This window comes from Methylobacterium sp. E-046 (assembly GCF_022829625.1).
GTDB classification, from domain to species: Bacteria; Pseudomonadota; Alphaproteobacteria; order Rhizobiales; family Beijerinckiaceae; genus Methylobacterium; species Methylobacterium longum.
Genome location: NZ_JAKSYP010000155.1, coordinates 15,510 through 40,360 on the forward strand (window position 1 = coordinate 15,510; position 24,851 = coordinate 40,360).

Consider the following 24,851-nt stretch of genomic DNA (forward strand, 5'->3'; position numbering starts at 1 on the left):
GGGACGTGCGGGCGGCACGCGTCCGTCTGCACCGGGGCCCCTACTCGTCGGGCCGCACCGCCTGCCCCCCCCGATCGATCGGCAGGCTCGGGCCCTTCAGCTCGGAATCGCTCGGCAGGGACCGCACGTCCCAGCCACCGCCGAGCGCCCGGATCAGCGTGACCGCCGCGGTGAAGCGGTTCAGCCGCACTTGAAGGGCATTGATCTCGTTGTTCACGAGCAGGCCCTGCGCGGTCACCACGGTGGTGAAGTTCTGCGTGCCGGCCCGGTACTCGTTGAGGGTGATCTCCACGGCCTTGCGCGACAGGTCCACGGCGGTGTCCTGCGCCGTCTGCTGCTGAGTGAGGATTCGCAGCGCCGCCATCTGGTTCTCCACCTCGGCGAAGGCAGAGAGCACCACCTGGCGGTAGCCGGCGACCGCGGAGTCGTAGCCAGCCTCGGCCGCGCGCAGGGCCGCCGTGCGGGCACCGCCGTCGAACAGCACCTCGCTGCCGGCCGCCGTCACCGACCAGAACTGGTTCGCCACCGAGAACAGGCCGTTGCGGGTCAGCCCGGAGATGCCGCCCTGAGCCGAGATCGTCACGGTGGGGAAGAAGGCCGCCACCGCCACGCCGATCCGCTCGCTCTGCGCCTGGACGAGGCGCTCGGCCTGGGCAACGTCGGGCCGCCGCTCCAGCAGATCGCTGGGGATGCCTACCGGCACCGCGGGCGGATTGCGCGCGATGCCGCCGGTCGGGATCGACACCTCCGAGGGCGGCCGCCCGATCAGCGTGGCGATGGCGTTCACGTACTGGACCCGGGTCAGCCGCACCGCGATGGCCTGGGCCTCGATGGTCTGGACCTGGGTCTGGGCGGTGATCACGTCCGAGCGCGCTGCCACGCCGGCGGCGTACTGGTTCTCGGTGATCCCCAGCGTCTTCTTGAAGTTCTCAACGTTCTCGTCGAGCACCTTCTGGAGGGAATCGGCGTAGCGCACCGTCAGGTAATCGGCCGCGACCTCCGCCTGGATGGTCAGGCGGGTCAGCGCGATCGTGGCGGCGTCGGATTGCGCCAGCGCCGCCTCGCTCTCGATGGTCCGCCGCGTGCCGCCGAACAGGTCGAGTTCCCAGCTCGCCTGGCCGATCAGCGAGGCGCTCGTGCGCACGGTGCCGCCGCTGCCGGTCCGGGTGATGCTCGGCGCGCCGATCACCGTCGGGTACAGGGCGGCCTGGGCCGAGGCGACGAGCGCCCGCGCCTGCCGGTAATTCGCCACCGCCTGCCGGAGGGACTGGTTGTCGACGTCGACGAGGCGGATCAGCCGGTCCAGGGTCGGATCCCGGAACACCCGCCACCAGTCGCCGCGCTCCACGGCGTCGTTGGGCCGCGCCTCGCGAAACCCCTTCTTTCGCGCGGCGATGTAGGCCGGGCTGTCCTCCCGGAGGCCGCCCTGCTTGTAGGCGAACGGGGTTTCCACGGAGGGGCGGGTGTAATCGGGACCGACCACGCATCCGGCGAGGACGGGTGCCGTCACGAGAAGGGTGACGAGGCCGAGCGGGACGCGCGACGCACCCCTTCCCCTCTCTGCACGGGCGAGTGCGCGGCGCTGCAGCGGGGGACGGGGCAGCACCGTTTCAGGCGCTGTCCCGCCCGACGTGACGGCCCCAACCGCCGCCGGCCGCCTCGCACCCCGGTCCCGAGCCTCGCCGACGCCAGAGCCGCCCTCCCCCAAGGAGGGAGGGATAGGCGCGCGCGCGTTCATCCCGGCCGCTGTTTCACGTGAAACCTTGAGCATCACTCTCCGGCCGGCAGCGCCGCTTCTCCGCCCCGTCCGGCGCGCCTGCGGCGGTTGAGCACCCTGTGCCGGAGGCGATCAAGGGTCAGGTAGACGACGGGGGTGGTGTAGAGGGTCAGGATCTGGCTCACGATCAGCCCGCCCACGATGGCGATCCCCAGGGGGCGGCGCAGCTCGGCGCCCTCGCCGTTGGCCAGGATCAGCGGCACCGCCCCGAGCATCGCCGCCAGCGTCGTCATCATGATCGGCCGGAAGCGCAGGAGACAGGCCTCGCGGATGGCATCCACGGGATTCGCGCCCAGGGTCCGCTCGGCATCGATCGCCACGTCGATCATCATGATGGCGTTCTTCTTCACGATGCCGATCAGCAGGAACACCGCGATCAGCGCGATGATGGTGAAGTCCGTGCCGGTCACCAGCAGGGCCAGCACCGCGCCGACGCCCGCCGACGGCAGGGTCGAGAGGATCGTCAGCGGGTGCACGAAGCTCTCGTACAGGATCCCCAGCACCGCGTAGACCGCCAGGATTGCCGCCAGGATCAGCAGCGGCTGGCGCGAGGCCGAGGCGACGTAGTTCTTGGCCGCGCCGGCATACTCGCCGTGGATCGTGGCCGGAAGCTGCAGGGAGGCCATGGCCCGGTCGATGGCGTCGGTGGCATCCGACAGGCTCTTCCCCGGGGCGAGGTTGAACGAGATCGTGGTCGCCACGAACAGGCCCTGGTGGCTCACCTGGACGGGGGCGTTGCCCGGCTCGATCCGCGCGAAGGCCGAGAGCGGGACCATCGTCTCCTTGGCGGCCGACACCGGGGCGCTCGACGAGGCGCCCCCCTTGGAAGCCGCGATGGCGTTGGCCGAGGCATTGCGGGCCGAGTCGGACGCGATGGCGGCGGCGTTCGAGGCGGTGTCGGCCGTGCTGGCTGAAGCCGCTGCGGCCGCCGCGCCCGCGCTGCCCGACGCCCCGCCGACCGCGCCGGTTCCGGTGGCGGCGCCCGTCGCGGACGACGCGCTGCCCGGGCTGCTTGTGCCGGTTGCCGCGTTGGTGTTGACGCTCCCGCCCGCCGCCACCGTGCCGGCCACCGCGTTGGTGGTGGCCGAGCCGGCCGCGTTGCCGCCCGAGGTCGAGACATAGATCTGCTTGAGCGTCTCCGGCGTCTCCAGGTAGCGCGGGGCGATCTCCATCACGACGTGGTACTGGTTCAGCGGATTGTAGATCGTCGAGACCTGGCGCTGGCCGAAGGCGTCGTAGAGGGTGTTGTCGATCTTGTTCGGGGTGATGCCGTAGCGGAACGCGGTCGCTCGGTCGATCACCAGTCGGGTCTCCAGCCCGCCCTCCTGCTGGTCCGAGGTGACGTCCGCGAAGGTCGGGTCCTTCTGCAGGGCGGCCACCAGCTTCGGGGCGGCGGCGAACAGCTCCTCGGCGGAGTCGCCCTGGAGGGTGTACTGGTATTGGGCGAAGCTCTGGCGCCCGCCCATCTGAAGGTCCTGGCGCGGGAAGACGTAGAGGCGTGCGCCCGCCACCTGGGCGAGCTTCGGCCGCAGCCGCGCCATCACGGCCGAGATCGGCGCCCGCTCGTTGAGCGGCTTCAGGCCGACGAACACGTTGGCCGAGTTGGTGCCGCGCCCCCCCGTGAAGCCGACGACGCTCTCCACCGCCGGATCGGCACCGACGATCGCGGTCGCCTGCTTGAGCTTCTTCTCCATGGACTGGAACGAGATGCGCTGATCAGCCTGGACGCCGCCCATCATCTGGCCGGTATCCTGCTCGGGGAAGAAGCCCTTCGGGACGATGATGTAGAGGTAGACGTTGAGCCCCACCGTGGCGAGCAGGCTCAGCAGCACGAGGCGCGGATGGGCGAGCGCCACCGCGAGGGTGCGCGCGTAGGCGCCGAGCAGCCGGTTGAAGCCGCCCTCCAGGATCCGGATCAGCAGGTTCGGCCGGCGCTTCGGCGCGGGCTCTCCGCCCGGGCGGTGCCCCTCGGCCCGCAGCAGCCGGGCGCACATCATCGGCGTCGTCGTCAGCGACAGGACCAGGGAGATCAGGATCGACAGCGACAGGGTGACGGAGAATTCCTGGAAGATGCGGCCGACGAGGCCGCCCATCAGCAGGATCGGCAGGAACACCGCGATGAGCGACAGGCTCATCGAGATCACCGTGAACCCAACCTCCCGGGCGCCGATCAGCGCCGCCTGGAGCCGCGGCTTGCCCTCCTCGATGTGGCGTTGGACGTTCTCCAGCACCACGATGGCGTCGTCGACCACGAAGCCGGTGCCGATGATCAGCGCGGTGAGGGACAGGATGTTGAGCGAGTAGCCGAGCAGGTACATCGCCGAGAAGGTGCCGATGATCGAGATCGGCACGGCGACCGCCGGGATCAGCGTGGCCCGCCAGGAGCGCAGGAAGCCGAACACCACCAGGATCACGAGGCCGACCGCCACCAGGAGGGTCTCCTCGGTGGCCGAGAGCGAGGCGCGGATCGTGGCGCTGCGGTCGCCCGTGAGCTTGATGTCGATGCCGCCGGGGAGCGAGGCCGTGATCTGCGGCAGCGCCTCCTTCACGCCGTTGATCGTCTCGACCACGTTGGCGCCGGGCTGCTTGTAGACGAACAGCAGCACGCCGGGCTGGCCGTTGACGATGCCGAGATTGCGCTTGTCCTCGACGCCGTCGAGCACTTGGCCCACATCGGTGAGCTTCACCGCGGCGCCGTTGCGGTAGGCCACGATGATGTCGCGGTAATCGGCGGCCTTGCGTCCCTGGTCGTTGGCGTAGAGCTGGTAGCGGCGGTCGCCCGCGTCGATCTCGCCCTTCGGCGAATTGGCGTTGGCGGAGGCGAGCGCCGCCCGGATGCCCTCGAGGCCGATGCCGTAATTGAACAGGGCGGTGGGATCGAGCTCGACCCGCACCGCCGGCAGGGACGAGCCGCCGATGTCGACGTTGCCGACACCGGGGAGCTGCGACAGCTTCTGCTGCACCACGGTGGCGGCGGAATCGTAGACCTGACCGCGGGTGAGCGTCTCCGAGGTCATGCCGAGGATGATGATCGGCGTGTCGGCGGGGTTGAACTTCCGGTAGGTCGGGTTCTGCCGCAGGGCCGTCGGCAGGTCGGCCCGGGCCGCGTTGATGGCGGCCTGGACGTCCCGGGCCGCACCGTCGATGTCGCGGTTGAGGCCGAACAGCAGCACGATCCGGGTCGAGCCCAGGGTGTTGGTGGACGTCATCTCGTTGACGTCCGCGATGGCGCCGAGCCGCCGCTCCAGAGGTGCCGCCACCGTGGTGGCCATGGTGTCGGGGGAGGCGCCGGCCATCTGCGCCTGGACGAGGATCACCGGGAAATCGATCTGCGGCAGCGGCGCCACCGGCAGCTTCAGGAAGGCGAACAGCCCGGCGAGCAGCACGCCGATCGTGAGCAGCGTGGTCGCCACCGGCCGCCGGATGAACGGCTCGGAGATGTTCACGGCAGCGCCTCGCCGCTCGCGAGTTCCGGCCCCCGCCGCCCCGCGATCCGCCGCTCCAGCCGGTCGAAGGCCAGGTAGATCACCGGCGTCGTGAACAGCGTCAGCACCTGGCTGACGATCAGGCCGCCCGCGATGCAGATGCCGAGCGGCTGACGCAGTTCCGAGCCAACGCCGGTGCCGAGGATCAGCGGCACCGCGGCGAACAGCGCCGCCAGGGTCGTCATCAGGATCGGCCGGAAGCGCAGCAGGCAGGCCTGGAAGATCGCCTCCCGCGGCTCAAGCCCGTCCTCGCGCTCCGCCTGGAGCGCGAAGTCGATCATCATGATCGCGTTCTTCTTCACGATGCCGATCAGCAGCACGATGCCGATCACCGCGATGATGTCGAGCGACAGGCCGAACAGCATCAGGCCGAGGAGCGCCCCGATCCCCGCCGACGGCAGGGTGGAGAGGATCGTGATCGGGTGGATGAAGCTCTCGTAGAGCACGCCCAGCACGATGTAGACGGTGACGATCGCCGCGAGCACCAGGAACAGCTCGTTGCCGAGCGCCGACTGGAACGCGAAGACCGAGCCCTGCGGCACCACTCGGAACGAGGGCGGCAGCCCGATCGTGGCCCGCACCCCGTCGATCGCCTCCACGGCCTGGCCCAGGGCCGCGCCGGGCGCGAGGTTGAACGACACGGTGGTGGCCGGGAACTGGCCGAGATGCGAGATCAGCAGCGGCGCCCGCCGCTCGCTGATCCGCGCCACCGCGGAGAGCGGCACCTGCCCGTTGGTCGCCGTGGAGGAGGGCAGGTAGATCGAATCGAGGCTGCGCAGGGTCGTGTGCAGCTTCGGGTCGGCCTCCAGGATCACCCGGTACTGGTTCGACTGGGTGAAGATCGTCGAGATGATCCGCTGGCCGAAGGCGTCGTAGAGGGCGTTGTCGATCGTGGCCGGGGTGATGCCGTAGCGGCCGGCCGTGGGCCGGTCGATGGTCACGTAGGCGGCGAGCCCCTCGCCCTGGTGGTCGCTCGCCACGTCCATGACCACGGGCGACTTCGCCAAGGCCTCGGTGAAGCGCGGCACCCAGGTCTCGAAATCGGCGATGTTCGGGCTCTCGAGGATCACCTGGTACTGGGTCGCCGAGACCGCGGTGTCGATGGTCAGGTCCTGGACCGGCTGCATGTAGAGCCGCATGCCGGGCTGATTGGCGGCGGCCGCCGAGATCCGCCGGATGATCGCGCTGGCCGAGGCCGTGCGCGCTTCCCGGGGCTTCAGGTTGATCAGCATCCGGCCGGAATTGAGCGTGACGTTCTGGCCGTCGACCCCGATGAACGAGGACAGGCTGGCCACGTCCGGATCCCTGAGGACGATCTCCGCCATCCGCTGCTGGCGCTCGGCCATGGCGCCGTAGGAGACCGACTGGTCGGCCTGGGTGATGCCCTGGATCACGCCCGTGTCCTGCACGGGGAAGAACCCCTTCGGGATCACCGCGAACAGGTAGATCGTGAGCCCGAGCGTTCCCAGAGCCACCAGCAGCGTCAGGCCCTGGTGGTTCAGGACGACCCGAAGGGAGCGGCCGTAGGATTCGATGGTGCCGTCGACGGCGCGCCGGCCGAGGCGGGCGAGGACGCCCTCCCGGCGGCGGCGCCCGGCCTCGGGCACGTGCTTCAGGAGCCGCGCGCACAGCATCGGCACCAGCGTCAGCGACACCACCGCCGAGATGATGATGGTCGCCGCCAGCGTGATGGCGAATTCGTGGAACAGACGCCCGACCACGTCGCCCATGAACAGGAGCGGGATCAGCACGGCGATCAGCGAGACGGTGAGCGAGATGATGGTGAAGCCGATCTCGCGGGAGCCCTTGAGCGCCGCCTCCAGCGGCGAGTCGCCGGCCTCCACGTGGCGGGCGATGTTCTCGATCACCACGATGGCGTCGTCGACCACGAAGCCGGTAGCGATGGTCAGCGCCATCAGCGACAGGTTGTCGAGGGAGAAGCCGTAGAGGTCCATCACCGACAGGGCGCCGACCAGCGACAGGGGGACCGACAGGCTCGGGATCAGGGTCGCCGACAGGCTGCGCAGGAACAGGAAGATCACCAGCACCACCAGGGCGATGGCGAGGCCGAGCTCGAACTGCACGTCCTCCACGGAGGCGCGGATCGTGGTGGTGCGGTCGGTGAGCGGCGCCACCGCCACGGCGGCAGGCAGGCTCGCCTGGAGCTGGGGCAGCAGGGATTTGATCTTGTCGACCGTGGCGATGACGTTGGCGCCCGGCTGGCGCTGGATGTTGAGGATCACCGCCGGCGTCGCGTCGGCCCAGGCGCCGAGCTTGGTGTTCTCTGGCCCCTCGACCACGTCAGCCACCTCCGAGAGCATCACCGGGGCGCCGTTGCGGTAGGCGATGATCGCCGCATTGTAGGCCTTGGGGTCGCGGATCTGGTCGTTGGCGTTGATCGCGTAGGACTGCTTCGGCCCGTCGATCGTGCCCTTCGGCGTGTTGACGTTGAGGTTGGTGATGGTGGTGCGCAGGTCGTCGATGTTGAGCCCGTAGGCGGCGAGCGCCCGCGCGTTGAACCGCACCCGCACGGCCGGGCGCTGCCCGCCCGAGATGCTCACGAGGCCGACGCCCGCCACCTGGCTGATCTTCTGGGCGAGGCGCGACTCCGCCAGATCCCGCACCTGGGTGAGCGGCAGAGTCTTGGAGGTCAGCGCCAGCGTCAGGACCGGCGCGTCGGCCGGGTTGACCTTGGCGTAGATCGGGGGCGCCGGCAGGTCCGAGGGCAGCAGGTTGCCGGCGGCGTTGATCGCCGCCTGGACCTGCTGCTCGGCGATGTCCAGCGGCAGGTCCAGGCTGAACTGCAGGGTGATGACCGACGCGCCCGCGGAGGATTGCGAGGTCATCTGGTTGAGGTTGGCGAGCTGCCCGAACTGCCGCTCCAGCGGCGCGGTGACCGAAGAGGTCATCACCTCGGGGCTGGCGCCGGGATAGAAGGTCTGGACCTGGATGGTCGGGTAATCGACGGCCGGCAGCGCCGAGACCGGCAGGTTCAGGTACGACACGCCGCCGACGATCAGGATCGCCAGCATCAAGAGCGTCGTGGCCACCGGGCGGAGGATGAAGAGGCGGGACGGGTTCATGGCAACACCCCCCCTCCCCTCCGGGATCCGGGTTCCCCGCTCCCGACCGCCTTCGCGGGCCACCCTCCCGCGCAAGGCGGGGGAGGGCGTTGCGCAAACCCCGAACTCACTGCGCCTGACGGCGCCGGTGCCGACGACCGCCCTCCGCTGCCCCTTGTGAATCCGCCGCGGCCTCGGCCGGCGCGCCGGACTTCACGTCCCCCGTGCCGTCCGGCTTCGCCGCCGCGGGCTTTCCGTCTCCCTTGCCGTCTCCCTTACCGTCCCCCGCGGCCGCCTGCGCGCCCTCGGTGATCCGGACCGGCGCCCCGTCCTTCAGCCGGTCGGTGCCGTCCGTGACGACGCGGTCGCCCGGGTTCAGGCCGGAGACCACCACGGTGTGGGTCCCGTCGGTCTCGCCGGTCTTGATCGGCCGGACCGTGACCTTGCTGTCCCCATCCATCAGGTAGACGTAGGTGCCGGGCGTGCCCTGGAGCAGGCTGGAATTCGGCACCAGCGTCGCGGCCCGCACCGTGTCGACGGTGAGCTTGGCGTTGACGAACTGGTTCGGGAACAGCTCCTCGTCGGCGTTGTCGAACAGGGCGCGCAGCTTCACCGTGCCGGTGGTCGTGTCGATCTGGTTGTCGACGGTGTCGAGCCGGCCGGTGGCGATCTCGTGGGCGTCGCCCCGGTCGTAGGCCCGCACGGTGAGCTTCGCGCCCGCCCGCACCTGCCGCATCACCCGCGACACGTCGTCCTCCGGCAAGGTGAAGAGCACCGAGATCGGATGGAGCTGGGTCACCACAACGATCGCCGTGGAGGCGGCCGAGATGTAGTTGCCCTGATCGACCTGCCGCAGGCCGACCCGCCCCTCCACCGGCGCGATGATGTGCGTGTAGGCGATGTTGAGCTTCTGCTGGTCGACGAGCGCTTGGTCGGCCGCGACCGTGCCCTCGTTCTGCTTCACGAGGGCGCCCTGCGTGTCGACGTTCTGCTTCGAGATCGAGTCCTGCCGGTTCAGCATCTGGTAGCGCTGCAGGTCGAGCTTCGAGTTCTGCAGCAGCGCCTGATCGCGGGCGAGCTGGCCCTGGTACTGGGCGAGCAGCGCCTCGTAGGGGCGGGGATCGATGCGGGCGAGCTCGTCGCCCGCCTTGACCATCTGGCCTTCCCGGAACTGCACCTGCGTGAGGTAGCCGCTGATCTGCGACTTCACCGTCACGGTGGCGAGCGGCGTCACCGTGCCGAGTCCCTGGAGCACCACCGGCATGTCGCCGGACGTGATGGACGCGATGCCCACCGCCTGCGGCATGTCCATGCCGCCGTGCCGGCCGCCGCGGCCTCCGGTCCGGTGCGCGGTCGCTGGCTCCGCGCCCTTGTCGGTACGGGCCTCGTACCAGCGATGGCCGATCGCCCCAGCAGCGGCGAGCAGCACCAGGATCACGAGCCAGCGGATCGGCCGGAACCGCCGCCGGCGGACGTCGCGCACGGGCGCCTCGCCGGGCTGATAGGCGCGGGCCGTGTCGGTCCGGATCGGTGAACTCTCGTTCATGCCTGACTAGAGCACAGGACGGCCGCCTGCGCGACCGTCGGCACCCTATCCCTCGCTGTCCAAGCCCCCATTCCAGCCCCCGCTGCGCCGCGTCCTGCCGCACCCCGGAGACCCGCGTTGAAGCCGCCATCCCAGGGGAATGCCGGCTTCCATCCCGCACGCGGGAGGGTACGCCCATAAAGCTGTCCGGACCCCGAACGGCTCCTGACCGCGGCGACGTGTTCACCGGGCGGCGTGGATGTGCGGATCCAGCGGTGCCCGCCCAATGCGCCGTCACTAGGGCGGCGACGTTTCACCCGTGTTGCTGGTGCCGGACGGCTCCGGCGCCGCGTGGGCGCGCAGCACCGCCCGGAAGGCAACATCCACCGGGGTGACCGCTACGGCGTGTCGCAGGCCGATTCCGAGGAGGCCGGTCAGAAGTGCCAGGAACAGGCAGCCGATGAAGCCGCGCGATGTCGTCCGCATGTCGGGTCCGAAGGCGCCGACCCGACGATCGGAACGGCCGGATCCGGACATGACGAAAGGGCCACCGACCCGCAAGTCGATGGCCCTTCGTGACGACCGGAGCGGCATCCCGCTGACGGAGCGAGGGGGCGAAGCCCCGCCGTCGAGAGCACCGCTCCGGCCGTGACCGAAACCTACGATACGAGTGATGAATGTCAACATTCGTCAGTCGCCCGCGGCACGCGGGGATCGGGCTCTGTGCGGCGCCGCACATTCCGCAACGCGCGGCGCTCATGCTACAGGCCGGCGATGCCGAGACCTGACGCTTCGAGCCCCGCCATTTCGAGCCCCGCCATGTCGAGCCCCGCCATGTCGAGACCCTCGCGGTCCGGCGCCCCGTTCAGCGCCGCATGAATCCCGTTTTCGCCGCACTGCCGACGACGGTGTTCGAGACCATGTCGCGGCTGGCGCAGGTCCACGGCGCGATCAATCTTGGCCAGGGCTTCCCGGACGATCCCGGCCCCGAGGACGTGCGCGCGTGCGGAGCCCGGGCGCTCCGCGACGGCTGGAACCAGTATCCCCCGATGATGGGTCTGCCGGCCCTGCGGGAGGCGGTGGCGGCGCATTACGGGCAGCATCAGGGACTGACCCTCGATCCCGAGACCGAGGTGATGGTGACGTCCGGCGCCACCGAGGCGATCGCCGGTGCGCTCCTGGCGCTGATCGAGCCCGGCGACGAGGTCGTGCTGTTCGCGCCCATGTACGACGCCTACCTGCCGCTGGTCCGGCGGGCCGGCGGCGTGCCGCGGATCGTGGCGCTGCAGCCGCCGGCCTTCCGCCTCGACGAGGCCGCGCTGGCGGAGGCCTTCGGGGGGCGCACCCGGGTCGTGGTGCTGAACAACCCCCTGAACCCCAGCGCGACCCTGATCGACCCCGCCGACCTCGATGTGCTCGCCCGCTACTGCCGACGCTTCGACGTCATCGCGCTCTGCGACGAGGTCTGGGAGCACGTGGTGTTCGACGGCGCCCGCCACCGGCCGCTCATGGCGCTGCCCGGGATGCGGGAGCGGACCGTCAAGATCGGCTCCGCCGGCAAGATCTTCTCGCTCACCGGCTGGAAAGTCGGGTTCGTGATGGCGGATGCCCGGCTGATGCGCGGCCTCGCCAAGGCGCACCAGTTCCTCACCTTCACTACGCCGCCCAACCTCCAAGAGGCGGTGGCCTACGGGCTGGGCAAGCTGACCCCGTGGTTCGAGGCCATGCGGACGGGCTACGCCCGATCCCGCGACCGGCTGGCGGACGGCCTGCGCGGCCTCGGCTTCACGGTGCTGCCGGCGCAGGCCACGTGGTTCCTCAACATCGACATCGCGGGTCTCGGCTACGCCGACGACGCGGCGTTCTGCGAGGCGCTGGTCACCCGTCACGGCGTCGCGGCGATCCCGGTGAGCGCCTTCTACCCGGACGCCTCGGTGTCCAACCTCGTCCGGCTCTGCTTCGCCAAGGAGGACGCCACCCTGGATGCGGCGCTCGACCGCATGCGCGGGCTCAGCGGGGGGCCGGCGTGAGGGGGGCGGCCGTCCTTGCGGGGATCCGATCGGGGGACCACATCGTTGTGGACGATGGCTTCCCGACGGATCCCGACCATGGACTTCACCCAGGCTCCCCAGGCCGGGCGCTTCTCCCGTGCCGAGACCATGTCCGGCGGCGAGGCCCGCTCCGGCGGCCGGCCGCCCTTCCTGTCGGCGGATCTCAGCCGCGAGGCGAGCCTCGCCCGCCTGGAAACGCTGGCCCACCTGATGGACACGGCCTTCGTCATCCCGGGCCTCAACCGGCGCGTCGGCTTCGACGCGCTGATCGGACTCGTGCCGGTGATCGGCGACGTCGCCGGCATGGTGATCTCGTCCTTCATCGTCTACGAGGCCAAGCGCCTCGGCGCCCCCCGCTGGCTGCTGGCGCGGATGGGGCTCAACGTCGCGTTCGACGGCCTGATCGGCGCGGTGCCGGTGGCCGGCGACCTGTTCGACGCCGCCTTCAAGGCCAACCGCCGCAACGTCGGCCTGCTGCGCCGCTGGATGGAGCGCAGCGGCGGCCTGCGCCCGAGCGAGATCGAGGGCACCGCCACCCGGATCGACGGCTGAAGGCCGTCGGCGCCGCTCCCGCTCCCTCTCCTCCGTGCGGGGGAGAGGAGCCCCTGTGTCGGCGGAGTGCGGGAGGGGGGACCCCCGCTTCCGGACGGGGCGCGGCCCTCATGCGGGATCGCGCGTCTCTCCGCGCCGTCGCCCCCCGCCCCTCGGGGGCCACTCTCGTCGGCAGAGAGGGGCAGATGCGCGGAAGCAGGTCCCGATCGACCCGGCCCCGATGCGGCAACGGCGCGGCCCGTACGGGGGGCTGTGGCGTCGCGGGACCGCCGCGGAGGCATCAGCCATGAACGAGGTCGCGCGTCCCGGCGAGAGCGAGGTCGTGCCGGCGCCGATGCCCGGTGCCCAACCGCTCGTGCTGCGTCCGGACGAAGGGGCACCTCCGCCCCTCGCTCCGACCGGCCGCAGCGGGCTGTCGCCGCTCAACCGGCGCCGGCTCGACAATTTCCGTCGCAACCGCCTCGGCTACGCGTCGTTCCTGATCTTCGCCGGGCTGTTCATCGCCAGCCTGTTCGCCGAGTTCATCGCCAACGACCGGCCGATCCTCATGTCGTACAAGGGCGAGTGGCTGGTGCCCGTCCTGGTTGATTATCCGGAGGAGAAGTTCGGCGGCTTCCTGGCCGTGACCGATTACCGGTCGCCCGAGATCCGCAGGGAGATCGCCGAGAACGGCTGGGCGCTCTGGCCGCCGATCCGGTTCTCCTACGACACGATCAACGAGGACCTGCCGACCCCCTCGCCGTCGCCGCCGACCTGGATGCTGTCGGACGCGCAGTGCCGGCCCGTGGCGGAGAAGCTCGGCGGCACGACGTGCGCGGATCTTCCCCAGCACTGGCTCGGCACCGACAACACCACCCGGGACGTGCTGGCGCGGGTGATCTACGGCTTCCGCATCTCGGTGCTGTTCGGCCTGATCCTAGCCGCCGTCTCCTCGGTGATCGGCGTGGTGGCGGGGGCCGTGCAGGGCTATTTCGGCGGCTGGGTCGATCTCGCCTTCCAGCGCTTCATCGAGGTCTGGGGCGGTATTCCGACCCTCTACCTGATCATCATCATCTCGGCCTTCATCGCCCCGGGCTTCTTCGTGCTGCTCGGCATCATGCTGCTGTTCTCGTGGGTCTCGCTGGTGAGCGTCGTGCGCGCCGAGTTCCTGCGGGCGCGGAACTTCGAATATGTCCGGGCCGCGCGGGCCCTGGGCCTGTCGAATATCCGCATCATGACCGTCCACCTGCTGCCGAACGCGATGGTGGCGACGCTGACCTTCCTGCCGTTCATCCTGAACGGCTCGATCACCACGCTGACCTCGCTCGACTTCCTGGGCTTCGGCCTGCCGCCGGGCTCGCCGTCGCTCGGGGAACTCCTGGCGCAGGGCAAGGACAACCTGACCGCGCCGTGGCTCGGTCTCACCGGCTTCCTGGTCATCGCCGTAATGCTGAGCCTGCTGGTCTTCGCCGGCGAGGCGGTGCGCGACGCCTTCGATCCCCGGAAGACCTTCGCCTGAGGGGCAACTTGGCGGGCAACTTGGCAGGACGCCGGCGCCCGGATACCGAGCCGCCGGACGCGAAGTCACGCGTTGATCGCGGAATTTTGCACGAAGAGTGCGCATCTTTTTCAACAGGACCGTCGAGCGGCGTGGCAAGACGGTCTAAATCGCCTGGACATCTCGCGGGTAAAGGTCTCTGCCGCAAGCGAAAACCCGGCCGACGGCTCCATCGTGCATTCATAGATCTGGCACCGGTAAATCCTCCCGGAAGTCCCCCCTAAGTGCCATGAATGCAACCTTGCCCTGTAGCCCAAGCCCCGCAATGCATCCTTAGACTTCCGACGGAGCACAGGGCATTGTACGGATCACCTTGCATTTTTCGGACGGTGTCTTAACTCGCGAAAAGAGGGGACCTCGCAGGCTTCGAAGCCAAGGAAAGAAAGTATGACTGACGCCACGCCGACATCCCAGATGGATTATATCGAACAGACCGTAGACGTCGTCGCGGCCTACGTTTCCAACAACTCCCTGCCCTCGGCCGAACTGCCGGCGCTGATCGTGAGCATCCACGACGCTCTGAACTCGATCGGGTCCGGCCCGGTCGCGGTCGTGGACGAAGCTGTCGAGCGGCCGACCCCCGCCCAGATCCGCAAGTCGATCCGCCCCGACGGCCTGGTCAGCTTCATCGACGGGAAGTCGTACAAGACCCTGAAGCGTCACCTGACCAAGCACGGCCTGGATCCGCAGAGCTACCGCGAGCGCTACGGGCTGCCGAGCGATTATCCGACCACTTCGGCGAACTACTCGGCGCAGCGCTCGGCTCTCGCCAAGAGCCTGGGCCTCGGCCAGCCCGGCCGTGCACAGCAATCCGGCTTCGAGGAGCCTGAGTTCGAGCCCGTACAGCAGGCCGCGCCCGCCCCCGCGGAGAGCCGCCGCAAGGGCGGGTCCGCTCCGGCCAAGGGCCGCGGCAGCGCCAACCGCAAGGTCGAGGCCGCCTGAGCCTCCGGGGGACGGGGCGGCCGGATCAGGCCGCGAGCCGTCCCTCCAGCGGGAAAACCTTGGCGGGGTTCAGCATCCAGTCGGGATCGAACACCGCCTTGACCCGCATCTGCTGCTCGAGATCGACCTGATCGTACTGGAAGCGCATCAGGTCGCGCTTCTCGATGCCGACGCCGTGCTCGCCGGTGAGGCAGCCGCCGACCTCGACGCAGAGCTTCAGGATCTCGTCGCCCGCGGCCTCGGCCTTCTGCAGCTCGCCGGGCCTGTTGATGTCGAACAGGATCAGCGGGTGCAGGTTGCCGTCGCCCGCGTGGAACACGTTGGCGACCCGCAGGCCCTTCTCGGCGCAGATCGCGCCGATCCGCTCCAGCACCGGCCCGAGCTGCCCGGTGGGGATCGTGCCGTCCATGCAGATGTAGTCGGAGATCCGGCCGGTGGCGCCGAAGGCCGACTTGCGGCCCTTCCAGATCGCGGCCGATTCCGCCTCCGAGCGCGAGACGCGCACGCTGGTCGGGCGGAAATCCTTGGCGATCGTCTCGATCCGCGCCAGCATCGCGTCGCACTCGGCGTCCGAGCCCTCGACCTCGATGATCAGCATCGCCTCGGCGTCGCGGGGATAGCCGGCCTGGGCGAAGTCCTCGGTGATGAGGATCGCCTCGCGGTCCATGTACTCGATCGCCACCGGGATGATGCCGGCCGCGATGATCGCGGCGACGCAGTCGCCCGCGTCCTCCACCTTCGAGAAGCCGACCAGCACCGGCCGCGCCCCTTCCGCCGCGCGCAGGATCCGCACGGTCGCCTCCGTGACGATGCCGAGCTGCCCCTCCGAGCCGCAGACGAGGCCCAGCAGGTCGTAGCCGCCGCTGTCGAGGTGCGGGCCGCCGATCTCCACCACGGTGCCGTCGTTGAGCACCAGGGTGACGCCCAGGAGGTTGTTGGTGGTCACGCCGTATTTGAGGCAGTGCGCGCCGCCGGAATTCATCGCGATGTTGCCGGCGATCGTGCAGGCGAGCTGGCTCGACGGGTCGGGGGCGTAGAAGAAGCCCTCGTGGCTGACGGCCCCGGAGATCGCCAAGTTGGTGATGCCGCTCTGCACCCGGGCGGTGCGGTTGGCGAAATCGAGGTCGAGGACCTTGGTCATCTTGCCGACGCCCAGGATGATCGCGTCGGCCTGCGCGATGGCGCCGCCCGCGAGCGACGTGCCGGCCCCGCGGGGCACGACCCGCACGCCGTTCGCGTGGCAATAGGCCATCACGGCGGCGACCTCCGCGGTGGTCGAGGGCAGCACCACGGCCAGCGGCATCTGCCGGTACGCGGTCAGCCCGTCGGTCTCGAAGGCCCGGCGTTCGTCCTCGCTGACCACCAGCGCCTCCGGCGCGACCAGGGGCGCGAGACCGGCCAGGATCGCGTCGCGGCGGGCGAGGATCGCGGGATCGGGGTCGGGGAAGCGGATGGTCATGGGGCCTGTGCCCTCCTTGGGCCCGCGGCGCGGGATGGCGTACGGGCAGCATGGACCCCGGCGGCCGCACCTTCAACCGGCCTGCGGCGCTGCGTCGTCCCCGCGTCACATTTCAACCACGACGGCTGCCTAGCGTCGCCGGACACGCCTCGCTTCGCAGATCCCCGAGTCCGGCCCCCGGCGCCGGATCCGGTCGACGGGTCCAGAACGGAAACGATGAACGCTCCCGCCTCCAGCGCCCTGCGCGACGATCGTTACGACGCGCCCTCCGCGCACCTCAACACCACCCGCGACCTCGGGATCCGCAGCCTGCAGCTCGGCATCGCGGCCCTGCAGGAGGCGAGCGCGGCGTTCCAGGGCCGGCTCGGCGCGGCCTTCGAGGAGGCGGTCCAGACGATCCTGCAGAGCAAGGGGCGGGTCATCGTCAGCGGCATCGGCAAGAGCGGCCATGTCGGCCGCAAGATCGCCGCGACCTTGGCCTCCACCGGCACCCACGCCTTCTTCGTCCATCCCACTGAGGCGAGCCACGGCGACCTCGGGATGATCGCCCGGGACGACGTGATCATCGCGTTGTCGTGGTCCGGGGAGACCGCGGAACTGTCCGACCTCGTCGGCTTCAGCCGCCGCTTCTCGATCCCCCTGGTGGCCATCACCCGCAACGGCGAGAGCACGCTGGGCCGGGCCGCCGACGTGCTGCTCGAGCTGCCCCGGGTGCGGGAATCCTGCCCGCACGACCTCGCGCCGACCTCGTCCAGCCTGGTCCAGCTCGCGCTCGGCGACGCCCTCGCGGTGGCGCTGCTGGAGCGGCGCGGCTTCACCTCGGCCCGGTTCCACACCCTGCATCCCGGCGGGACGCTGGCGGCCCGTCTGAAAACCGTGCAGCAGGTGATGCACGGTCCCCAGGACATGCCGCTGGTCCACGAGACCGCGCTGATGTCCGAGGTGCTGATCGAGATGGCCGCGCGGCGCTACGGCTGCGTCGGCGTCACCGACGCGGCGGGCCGGCTCGTCGGCATCGTCACGGACGGCGACCTGCGCCGCCACATGGGCCCGGCGCTCCTCGACACGCCGGTCTCCACGGTCATGACCCGCGAGCCGATCACCGTGGAGCCGCACAAGCTCGCCCAGACCGCCCTGGAGGTGATGAACCGCCGGCTCATCACCGCGGTGTTCGCGGTGACGGACGGGCGGCCGGTGGGCATCGTGCACGTCCACGACCTGCTGCGCGCCGGCATCGCCTGACCGGCGCCCCCGGGCGGCCGGCCAGGAGGCGGGGAGGCAAATCCCCGGCGCGCCCCCGATGGATGGTCGTGGGAGCGCGCGGTACCGGCCCTTCCGGGTCCCGGCCGCCGGGTCTGGGTGCCGCCCGCCCTGCGGGCGACGGGCCCCTGGGATCTGAGACCGCAGCGTCGGCGACGGTTCACGCCTGCTGATCGGCGCGCTCATCCGGGGCCAGGTCGGTGAGTCCGGGATGACGGGGCGACGCGGCCGCGTTCCCTCCGCATCGGGACCGGGATCGCGATGCTCCCTCGCACGCGCGCTCGCACGCGCGGCGGAGATCGCGCGGCCAGCAGCCCTTCGACCGCCCAGGGCCGTGGGGGAGCGCCCTGCCCACGTCGGCGGCACGCGCAGACCCGACAGCGCCCTGCGCGATGAGGCGCAAAAAACCTGCTCCTGGCGGGAACCCGAGACCCGACATCCACGTTACGCGCGTGCGAGGCCCAGGACCGGGCTCGCCCAGGGCGCCGGGCATGGTGTCCGGCGTCGCTTGTAGTCACGTTGCTCGCTGGAGGATGTGGTTATGAGGACCTACGACGTTTCGCCCCTGTTCCGGTCATCGATCGGATTTGACCGCCTGTTCGAGTTGCTCAACCAGGCCGAGCGCGTCGAGACATCCGCGGCTTGGCCGCCCTACAACATCGAGAAGGTCGCCGACGACCAATACCGCATCACCATGGCGGTGGCCGGCTTCACACCCGAGGAGATCGAACTCACCCAGCAGGACACCGTGCTCCTGGTCGTCGGCCAGAAGGCGGGGACGGAGGGTCAGAGGCACTACCTGCATCGCGGCATCGCGGCGCGCGGCTTCCGCCAGACCTTCAACCTGGCCGAGCACGTGAAGGTCGTGGGGGCCGACTTGGAGAACGGGTTGCTCACCGTCGCGCTGAAGCGCGAGGTGCCGGAGGCCCTGAAACCCCGCCGCATCGCCATCGGCGGCGTCACGGCGGCGTCCGGGCAGGACAACGCGCCGGCGCAGATCGCCCGCGAGGCCGAGGCTGCCGAGCTCAAGACTGCCGAGCCCAAGGTCGCAGAGACCAGGGTCGCCGAAGCCAGGGTCGCGGACGCCAGGACGGCCGCCTGATCGGCGTCGGTCCGGGCTCCCGAAGCCCGGGCCCCCGGCCTTGAGCAGACGACATCCCTCACGGGTCCGCGGACCCGCGGGCCTGTTCCCACGATGGCAGCGCTTGCGATGGAGATAGGACCATGAACATGCGCGATCTGATCCCCTGGAACCGCGGCACCGGCGCCCCGGCGCCGGCCGCCCTGCCGAGCGAGCCGGCCAGCCCCTTCCTGACGCTCCACCGCGAGGTGAACCGCCTGTTCGACGACGTGTTCAGCGGCTTCGGCGGCCTCCCGAGCCTCGCCGGCCGGAGTCTCGGCTGGCCGAACATCGAGCTGGTGGAGACGGACGGGGCCCTGCGGGTCTCGGCCGAACTGCCCGGCCTCGACGAGAAGGACATCGAACTCCTGATCGCGGACGGCGTGCTCACCCTCAAGGGCGAGAAGCGCGCCGAGACCACCGACGCGGCCCGCGGCTACACGGAGCGCAGCTACGGCCACTTCGAACGGTCGATCGCCCTCCCCGTTCCGGTCGAGGAGGACCGGGTGGAGGCGGCGTTCCGCAACGGCGTGCTCACCGTGACGCTGCCGCGCGCGGCCGCGGCGCCGGAGCGCCGACGCCGGATCGCGATCAACGGCACCGATCCTGACACCCGTCCTGGCCCCGGCACCGGCACGTCGGCATCCCGGCACTGAGCGCCGCGGGGCCGGCTCGGAGCCCCGACCCACCCGCGCGCCGAACCGGCACGCCCGTCGACGCGCGGAGGCACAACCGGCCCGAACGCATGACGCGGCCGGCACGGACCGGTCGGTCGTGCCGGCCGCCCCAACCTTGGCTTACCCCACGGAGGATCGCATGCAGCCGATCGATACCCTGCAGACCGAGAGCCCCGCCGGCCCTCTCGGCACCCTGGTCGCCGCCAACCTGAAGTCCGCAGCCGTCGACCCGTTCGAGGCCTTCGTGGCGCCCGGCGACGTGTTCCGCCACCCGCGTGCGGTGCTGGCCCATCCCGGCCTGTCGCGGGCCGAGAAGCGGGCGGTCCTGGCCTCCTGGGCCTCGGACGCGCGCGCGGTCGAATCCTGCCCGACGCTCCGCTGCCTGCCGGGCTGCCGCGCCGAACCGGTGCCCATCGACGAGATCCTGGCAGCGCTCCAGGCCCTGGACGAGGGGTCGTCCCAGGGCGGCGCGGCTCCGGCGGCTTCGCCTCGGCCCCTGGACCCGGAGGCGTTCACCCGCCGCTGGCAGCGCGGCCCGGCGACGGGCCGCCGGTCCCTGAACTGAGGCGCGGAGGTCGCCCATGACGACGTTCGACCTGAAAGACGGCCGCCGACGCCGGTCGCGGCTGCGCCGCGCCTGGAGGGATGGACGTTCCGACGGCGGCCGGGGCGTGCTCGGCGGCTGGTGTCTGTCCGCCCTGCTGTGCCTCACCCTGGCGATGCTCTGCGGGCCGCCGCTCGGGCCCTGGATGCTGGCCGGGCTGCTGAGCCTGTCGGGCTTCGCTTGGCTCGGCCTCGCGATCACGCAGGCCGGGCCGCCCGCCCACGCGCCGCACCCGACCGCCTGGGACGCCGCGCTGCTGTCGTTCGCGGCGAGCTTCGGCGTGCAATCCGCCGCGCGCCTCGGGCTCCTCTGACCGGGCGCGCGCGACGAGGAGGCAACCCTGGAGGATCCCATGCAGGATGGCAGGATCGGACCTCAACACGACAACCCGTCCGCCGCGGCGGCTCCGTGGCGCGCTGGCCGCGCCGTCGAGTCCGGGGGCCGTACCCGGGCCGACGCCTGGGTGCTCGGCGTCGACGGGAAGACGCCGGCGGAGACCGGGCCGCCGCCGGGCTGGGCCGGCGGTCCGGACCGCCGCGCCGCCGGTCTGGCATCGGGCAGCCCGACGCGGGCGCAGGCGATGGCCCATGCCGGGTGTCCGGACTTCTCCGGCAGCTCCGGGGCCGAGCCCGCGGCGCGGTCCGGGCCGGTTTCCTGGCGGGTCCGGCGGTCGCACCAATCCGCCGCGGCGCGCCCGGTGCCGGCCCGTCCGGTGCCGGCCCGTCCGGAGCCCCCTGCCCCATCGCCGGCCCCACGCATCGCCTCCCCGGCCCCCGCGGCCATGCCGGACCTGGAGCGGGCCCTGGTCAACCCGGCGGCGGTATTCGCCACACCCGCCGCTCTGCTCGACCATCCCCGGCTGCTGCGCCCCCTGAAGCGGGAGATCCTGCGGCGCTGGGCCTGGGACGAGTACCTGAAGGACGTCGCCGCCGCCGAGGGCATGACGGCGGGCGAGCCGTCGCGCCTCGACGCGGTCAAGGTCGCCCTCCTCGCCCTCGGCGAGACCTGGGGACCGCATCCGGCCGCGCCGGCGGTGTCCCCGATCGCCCCGGCGGCCGGGGATACGCTGCCCGCTGCCGCCTGAGGCCGCTCGACCTCCTCACACCACGGAGAACCGGAACTCCGTGGTCTCCGCGAACGTCTCGCCCGGGCGGAGCAGAGCGGCGGGGAAGCTCGGCTGGTTCGGGGCGTCGGGGAAAGCCTGTGTCTCGAAGCAGACGCCGTCGCCGGACCGGTAGATCCGCCCGGAGGGGCCGATCAGCGTGCCGTCGAGGGTGTTGCCGGTGTAGAGCTGCAGCGCCGGCTGCGTGGTCGCCACGTCGAGCCGCCGTCCGCCGACCGGCTCGATGCAGGTGGCCGCCGGCCGGAGCGTCCCGGCGGGACCGCGCAGCACGAAGGTGTGGTCGTAGCCCTTGGCGATGGCGAGCTGCGGGTCGCCGTCCCGGATGCGCGCCTCCAGCGGGTATGGGGTGCGGAAGTCGAACGGGGTGCCGGCCACCGCCCGGAACGCGCCGGTGGGGATCTGAGTGGCGTCGGTGGGCGTGTAGGCGTCGGCCGCGAGCTGCACCACGTGGCCGAGGACGCTGCCGGTCCCCTCCCCGGCGAGGTTGAAGTAGCTGTGATTGGTGAGGTTCAGCACCGTCGGCCGGTCGGTCGTCGCCGCGTAGTCGATGCGCAGCACGCCGTCCGCCGGCAGGCTGTAGCGGACCCGGACGTCCAGCGTGCCGGGAAACCCCTCTTCCCCGTCGGGAGAGCGGCGGGCCAGGGTCAGGCTCGTCGCCTCGGAGCGCTCCACCCGCCACAGGCGCTTGCCGAAATTCGCCGGACCGCCGTGGAGGGTGTTGGGACCCTCGTTCACGGGCAGCTGGTAGGTCCGGCCGTCGAGTCTGAAGCGTCCGCCCGCGATCCGGTTGGCGTAGCGGCCGACCACCGCGCCGAAGCTCGGGCTGACGGTCTCGTAACCCTCCAGGGTGTCGAGGCCGAGAACCACGTTGGCCACGCGCCCGGCGCGGTCGGGCACCTCGATCGCCGTGACGGCCGCGCCGAAATCGATGACGGCCACCCGGAGATTTTGCCGGCTCAGCACGTGGCGCGTGACCGCCTGCCCCTCCGCCGTGTGACCGAAAACCTCGCTCGGCATGTGTCCCTCCGCTCCCTGGCAACGCGGCCGAGCGGGCGCCCGTCACGAGCCGCACGGTACACACCACGGCCCCCGCACGCGCCGCCTGTCCCCCGCGGTGCCTCGGGATGGGCGCGCGGATTGGACGGCCGCGCGAGGCCGTTCCGGACGCGGGTCGTGTTTCTTCGGTGCGCCGAGTCCCCCTCGCCGAGGCCCCGGAGGGCTCCGCCCCCCCGCCGGGAAACCGGGGGGTTCAGCGCTTCCAGACGCCCAGCCGCTCGCTCCGGGCATGGTCCTCCGCCGCGACCAGCTCCGGGCTCGCCTCCGGGGAGGCGCGCCCGCCGCCGTTGAACAGCACCACCTCGGAGAGATCGCGCCCGTCCACGAGGCAGTTCATGGTCTCGCTGCCGGGGGCGGGCTGGCAGGTCACCGACCGGCTGCCGATGTAGCGGGCCAGCTCCCCCGCCTGGCCGCCCCGCACCCACTCGACGCCGAACAGGCGCACGACCTTGCCGCCCACCTTCAGGGTGGCGGTGTCGACGACCTGCACCGGGCCGGTCACGGAATTCGGGGGCGGCGGCGTGGAATCGGGCTCGGGATCGCCGCCGGTCTCGGGGGGCGGCGTGACCGTGTCGGGGACGGAGGGCGCCGCAGCGGGCGGCGCGGCCGGGGCCGCGTCCCTGGACGTCGTCGCCGGGGGCGTTCCTTCGGGAGCCGCGGGGCGCGCGGTCTCGGGCGGGCGGCCCTCCAGGACGAGTCCCGCGGCGATCACCGCCACCAGGGCGGCCACGCTGGCCCCCGTGAGCCAGCGCCGCTGGCGGTTGGCCCCCTCGTCTCCGAGGTCCCGCCCGAAGCCGAGGCGGTCGCGCAGGCCCTCCAGGCCGTCGCGCACGGACTCACCGAGCCGGCCGGGTCCCGTGTTCCAGGCCGCCACGGGATCGGCCGGCCGCGCGGCCTCGGCCGTGACGGTCTCGCCGGGCGCGGCATCGACCGGCCGGTTGAACCGGCCCTGCAGGCGCGTCCGCAGGGTCGCGAACCGGCCAGCGGCGGTCTGGGCCAGCGCCCGGCCCTGCACGGAGGAGCGCTCCGCCAGGGATCGGGCCCGCTCCGACTGCGTCTCCACGAAGCGCGCGGTGGCGGCCTTCATCTCGTAGGCGCTGCTCAGCAGCGCCGAATCCCGGGCTTCCTCGGCCTGTGGCACCGGCTCCGGCACCGGCTCCGGCGGCAGGAACAGGGCGGGATGCCGCTCCTGCAATTCCGCGATCAGGTCCGCCAGGGTCATGGGCTCGGCGGTCTCCCCCCGCAGGCGCACGGCCCCGTGCCGGTCGAGCACCCGGATGCCGGGCCCGGCGCCTTCGGGGGCGGTTGCGGCCTCCGCGAGGAGTTCCAGCGTCCGCACGGCCACCGGGCGCGGACGGGCGCGCGCGATCTCGGCCCGGATCACCGCGCGCAGGGCGGTGCGGCCGGGATCATCGAGAGCCGGACGCGCCGGCCCCGAATCCTGTTTCGCCACCACCGTTGAAGACGTCATACACCCGATCCCGGCCCCACCCCGCGCGGCACGAAGCCGGCGCGCGTGCGCCTCGCTGAACGTTCGACGGCCGGGACGTATCCCTCTGCGCCCGACGGCACCCGGGACCTTCCCGGACGCCTCTTACGCCTTGCCGGGCGAGGGTGCCAGGGTGCCGGCTTGGAGGCTGCGGCGCAGGACCCGTCCGGTCTCACCGATAATGTAGGGCCGGGCGCCCGCGAAGCCCACCTCCAGGATCAGCTCGGCCTCCCCGCTGGAGACCGCGCCGCGCTCCGGGTTGGCGGTCCGGAAGTCGACGAGGGTGCGGATCGTGCAGGTCTGGGCGTCGCACGCGGTGCTCATCGCCCGCGGCTCATAGCGCCGCACGGGCCAGCGCTGGACGAAGCTGCGCTTCTCGGCGGCGAGTCCGGCCGTGGTGACCGGGTGCCCGTAGAAGCGGATGCGGGTCGCGTAGAACCGGTTCGCCGCCCCGATCATCGCGTCGCCGGGGCCCGAGACGGTGACGAGGTAGTCGGCGGTCAGCGCCCGGGCTGCGGCGGCCCGCTCGCCGGAGACGGCGGGAATCGGGCCGGGGGCGACCGGCGCCTCGGCGTACCGGTACCCCAGGTGGCCGTGGCGGTGCGGCGTTCCCCGTCCGACCGAGCGCTCCAGGGCGGCGGCCCGCTTCGGCCCCGGAGGCCGCGTCGCGGCGGTCTTCGGCAGGGCGCTCTCGCGGGGCTCCGGCCTGGCGGCCTGGCGGAGGGGCCGCGCCTCCCGGCCCTCGCCGGCTCGATCCTGCGCCCGGTCCGCCGGCCGCCGCGCGACCACCACGTCCTGGACCGCGATCCCCGCCCGGTCCCGGCCGCCCGGCGCCGCATCGCGCGGAAGCGCCGTCGCGGCGCCGGGCACCGTCGCGGCGCCGGGCACCGTCGCGGCCGTGCGGGGCGGTGGATCCACCCAGGCCGAGAGCGGGGCCGCGCTCTGCTGGGCCGAGGCAGCGCCCGCGATGGCCAGCGGCAGGATCAGGCCGAGCGCGAGGGCGTGCGGGCGGTGGGAAACGGTGGCGGGCATCGGTGCCTTCCTGGCGGCCGGGTTGGACGTGGCTGGGAACGCACCCGCGAGTCCCGGAAGGTCCGGGGACAGCGCGGGCACATTCCCCATCCTGCCGGAT

The 24,851-nt window shown here is 71.6% G+C and carries 19 protein-coding genes; 10 read left to right on the forward strand and 9 right to left on the reverse strand.

Annotated features, from left to right (window positions below; all coding sequences use genetic code 11):
- Nucleotides 1-40: 40 nt before the first annotated feature.
- From MKK82_RS13045 to MKK82_RS13065, 5 genes are all read right to left on the reverse strand, one after another.
- On the reverse strand, nucleotides 41-1,510 hold the full coding sequence (locus tag MKK82_RS13045; protein ID WP_238289474.1) for an efflux transporter outer membrane subunit: 1,470 nt from the start codon (nucleotides 1,508-1,510) through the stop codon (nucleotides 41-43).
- Nucleotides 1,511-1,770: 260 nt separating this feature from the next.
- A complete protein-coding gene (locus tag MKK82_RS13050) occupies nucleotides 1,771-5,223 on the reverse strand; it encodes an efflux RND transporter permease subunit (RefSeq protein WP_238289472.1) in 3,453 nt (1,150 codons plus the stop codon).
- Nucleotides 5,220-8,345, reverse strand: a complete 3,126-nt coding sequence (locus tag MKK82_RS13055; protein WP_238289470.1) for an MdtB/MuxB family multidrug efflux RND transporter permease subunit — start codon at nucleotides 8,343-8,345, stop codon at nucleotides 5,220-5,222. Before MKK82_RS13055 ends, MKK82_RS13050 begins: the two co-directional genes overlap by 4 nt.
- 106 nt (nucleotides 8,346-8,451) lie before the next feature.
- On the reverse strand, nucleotides 8,452-9,870 hold the full coding sequence (locus MKK82_RS13060) for an MdtA/MuxA family multidrug efflux RND transporter periplasmic adaptor subunit (protein ID WP_238289468.1): 1,419 nt from the start codon (nucleotides 9,868-9,870) through the stop codon (nucleotides 8,452-8,454).
- A gap of 276 nt (nucleotides 9,871-10,146) precedes the next feature.
- The gene (locus MKK82_RS13065; protein WP_243985972.1) at nucleotides 10,147-10,335 is read right to left on the reverse strand and encodes a hypothetical protein; all 189 of its coding nucleotides are present in this window, start codon (nucleotides 10,333-10,335) and stop codon (nucleotides 10,147-10,149) included.
- Between the two features lie 389 nt (nucleotides 10,336-10,724).
- Between MKK82_RS13065 and MKK82_RS13070 the strand changes: the two genes are divergently transcribed.
- The 4 genes from MKK82_RS13070 (at nucleotide 10,725) to MKK82_RS13085 (ending at nucleotide 14,931) form a co-directional block, all read left to right on the forward strand.
- Nucleotides 10,725-11,879 carry an aminotransferase gene (locus MKK82_RS13070; RefSeq protein WP_243985974.1) on the forward strand — a complete coding sequence of 385 codons (1,155 nt, stop codon included), beginning with the start codon at nucleotides 10,725-10,727 and terminating at the stop codon, nucleotides 11,877-11,879.
- Between the two features lie 78 nt (nucleotides 11,880-11,957).
- Nucleotides 11,958-12,452, forward strand: a complete 495-nt coding sequence (locus MKK82_RS13075; RefSeq protein ID WP_238289462.1) for a DUF4112 domain-containing protein — start codon at nucleotides 11,958-11,960, stop codon at nucleotides 12,450-12,452.
- Nucleotides 12,453-12,738: 286 nt separating this feature from the next.
- Nucleotides 12,739-13,950, forward strand: a complete 1,212-nt coding sequence (locus tag MKK82_RS13080) for an ABC transporter permease (protein WP_238289460.1) — start codon at nucleotides 12,739-12,741, stop codon at nucleotides 13,948-13,950.
- Nucleotides 13,951-14,376: 426 nt separating this feature from the next.
- On the forward strand, nucleotides 14,377-14,931 hold the full coding sequence (locus tag MKK82_RS13085) for a MucR family transcriptional regulator (RefSeq protein WP_238289457.1): 555 nt from the start codon (nucleotides 14,377-14,379) through the stop codon (nucleotides 14,929-14,931).
- Between the two features lie 25 nt (nucleotides 14,932-14,956).
- Here the strand turns inward: MKK82_RS13085 and MKK82_RS13090 are convergent, their stop codons facing one another.
- A complete protein-coding gene (locus MKK82_RS13090) occupies nucleotides 14,957-16,390 on the reverse strand; it encodes an FAD-linked oxidase C-terminal domain-containing protein (RefSeq protein WP_238289455.1) in 1,434 nt (477 codons plus the stop codon).
- A 216-nt stretch (nucleotides 16,391-16,606) separates the two neighbouring features.
- Between MKK82_RS13090 and MKK82_RS13095 the strand changes: the two genes are divergently transcribed.
- From MKK82_RS13095 to MKK82_RS33920, 6 genes are all read left to right on the forward strand, one after another.
- Nucleotides 16,607-17,632, forward strand: coding sequence for an SIS domain-containing protein (locus MKK82_RS13095; RefSeq protein ID WP_238289453.1), 1,026 nt, complete (start codon nucleotides 16,607-16,609; stop codon nucleotides 17,630-17,632).
- A 559-nt stretch (nucleotides 17,633-18,191) separates the two neighbouring features.
- A complete protein-coding gene (locus tag MKK82_RS13100) occupies nucleotides 18,192-18,752 on the forward strand; it encodes an Hsp20 family protein (protein WP_238289451.1) in 561 nt (186 codons plus the stop codon).
- Nucleotides 18,753-18,874: 122 nt separating this feature from the next.
- Nucleotides 18,875-19,426 (forward strand): Hsp20/alpha crystallin family protein, encoded by a 552-nt coding sequence (locus MKK82_RS13105; protein ID WP_238289449.1) that lies wholly within the window; start codon nucleotides 18,875-18,877, stop codon nucleotides 19,424-19,426.
- 160 nt (nucleotides 19,427-19,586) lie between these two features.
- Nucleotides 19,587-20,012, forward strand: a complete 426-nt coding sequence (locus MKK82_RS13110) for a hypothetical protein (RefSeq protein ID WP_238289447.1) — start codon at nucleotides 19,587-19,589, stop codon at nucleotides 20,010-20,012.
- A 16-nt stretch (nucleotides 20,013-20,028) separates the two neighbouring features.
- Nucleotides 20,029-20,364 carry a hypothetical protein gene (locus MKK82_RS13115; RefSeq protein WP_238289445.1) on the forward strand — a complete coding sequence of 112 codons (336 nt, stop codon included), beginning with the start codon at nucleotides 20,029-20,031 and terminating at the stop codon, nucleotides 20,362-20,364.
- A gap of 39 nt (nucleotides 20,365-20,403) precedes the next feature.
- Nucleotides 20,404-21,135: a hypothetical protein gene (locus MKK82_RS33920; RefSeq protein ID WP_279602974.1), complete on the forward strand. Its 732-nt coding sequence runs from the start codon at nucleotides 20,404-20,406 to the stop codon at nucleotides 21,133-21,135.
- Nucleotides 21,136-21,150: 15 nt separating this feature from the next.
- Here the strand turns inward: MKK82_RS33920 and MKK82_RS13125 are convergent, their stop codons facing one another.
- From MKK82_RS13125 to MKK82_RS13135, 3 genes are all read right to left on the reverse strand, one after another.
- Nucleotides 21,151-22,191, reverse strand: a complete 1,041-nt coding sequence (locus MKK82_RS13125; protein ID WP_238289444.1) for an aldose epimerase family protein — start codon at nucleotides 22,189-22,191, stop codon at nucleotides 21,151-21,153.
- A 232-nt stretch (nucleotides 22,192-22,423) separates the two neighbouring features.
- Nucleotides 22,424-23,701 carry a thermonuclease family protein gene (locus tag MKK82_RS13130; protein WP_238289442.1) on the reverse strand — a complete coding sequence of 426 codons (1,278 nt, stop codon included), beginning with the start codon at nucleotides 23,699-23,701 and terminating at the stop codon, nucleotides 22,424-22,426.
- Nucleotides 23,702-23,824: 123 nt separating this feature from the next.
- Nucleotides 23,825-24,751 carry a hypothetical protein gene (locus MKK82_RS13135; protein WP_243985975.1) on the reverse strand — a complete coding sequence of 309 codons (927 nt, stop codon included), beginning with the start codon at nucleotides 24,749-24,751 and terminating at the stop codon, nucleotides 23,825-23,827.
- Between the last annotated feature and the right edge of the window lie 100 nt (nucleotides 24,752-24,851).